Genomic DNA, 1,207 nt, shown 5'->3' with positions numbered 1-1,207 from the left:
AGGAACCGACAAGGGTAACCCATGAAGTCCATGATGCTAGAGAAAACTTTAGCCGAGACACAGGAGCAATGAGATTGGTAGCAGATCATAGACGTATGAGACCATCTCAAGTAGCCAAGTGTGTGCCAAAGAAGTATGGTGGTTCAGGAGATCCGTATGCACATGTGTCACTCTTTAAGCAAGTCTTAAGAGCCGAGCAGATAACAAATTTCCATACACAATACGAGGGATTTGGTCTTACTCTAGAAGGTACGGCATTGACATGGTTTCAACCAATGAACATTGGGGGATTCTATGACATTGACCATTTGCTAAGAGAGTTTGCTGAGGAATTCTCAAAACGAGGGATTAAGCACAATACGGTCTCACAAATATATGCTTTTAAACAGAGAGAACACGAAAAAGTGAAGGAAGCTTCACTTCGCTTCAAACAATACATTGGGAGATGTCCAGTACGTGAACGACCACAAGATGACAGACTATCTGTTCTCTTTATTGAAGGATTGAGAAACGTCACTCTCAAGAAGGACTTGCACTTGAAAGCTTGTACAAGTTTCGAGCAAGTAACGAGAGAGGCATTGTACTTAGTGGATAACTGTACGGTTTATGGAGAGGTGTCAGCGGATACAAATTTTGCATCTAGTAGCTCCTCCTCCGTAGCGAGCGAGATTACCACTAAAAAGAATGTTCAAACAACAACCATGCCAAATGTAGAGCAAATGATAGAAGATGCTCTAAAAAGGATGGCACCATACCAAAAACCATTGCCAAAAACACTGAAATGGTGTGCTATTGAACAAAAATGGACAAACCATCCAACAGAGGAGTGCTATTACAACAAAGGGTATGTAAGGGAGCGTCAGTATGCACCTCCTGCTCAATTAGCACCACCTCAAGTACATCCAGTACCTCGATACCCAACGGGAAATGTACCTGGACCTATGGGGATAGAAAGACCGCAACCAGTATTGGGACAACAACCACCTTTACCAGGAGCAAGACCAGTGGGCATTAGATATGCACCAATCTTAGAGAATCAGTAAGAATAAGCCTTAGTGCCTGTTCAAGCCTATTATGAAGAATTTGGTGCACACATGTCTCCAACTGTGTATTACCCACCAGAAGAACCCAAACAACCAGAACCATGGGGCATGATTGGGAATGTTGGAACACCAACAGTTATAAGTGCTTCTGATGAAGAGAGATA

1 protein-coding gene is annotated in these 1,207 nt (G+C 42.8%); it reads left to right on the top strand.

Annotation, left to right across the window (positions count from 1 at the left end; all coding sequences use genetic code 11):
• The coding region (locus DD606_RS25300; protein ID WP_219824242.1) for a retrotransposon gag domain-containing protein at positions 1-1,043 on the top strand (1,043 nt) is incomplete at its 5' end.
• Positions 1,044-1,207 lie beyond the last annotated feature (164 nt).

The sequence above is a fragment of the Enterobacter cloacae complex sp. GF14B genome (genome assembly GCF_004136805.1).
In the GTDB taxonomy this organism is placed as follows: domain Bacteria; phylum Pseudomonadota; class Gammaproteobacteria; order Enterobacterales; family Enterobacteriaceae; genus Enterobacter; species Enterobacter hormaechei_C.
Note: the sequence above shows the minus strand (reverse complement) of the source record. Positions and strands in the feature narration are given on the sequence as shown.